We start from the raw sequence: 231 nt of genomic DNA on the forward strand, positions 1-231 counted from the left end.
GGTACTATACGCATATAAATGACAAAAATGTGCTTTTTATACAAAATATAACCATATCCTTGGCTTTATGGCAAGAATAACCTATAATAAAAACAGATCGTTACTGTTTTTACTTGCTTATTTGATTGTATATGATATCCTTGAATATACCCCTCTTGATGGTGGTAGCCTTTTTGTTATTGACCTTAGCAGTAGGCCTTTACTATAGTAGAAAAACTACCACCTTACGAG

This window comes from Candidatus Cardinium hertigii, from assembly GCF_003788695.1.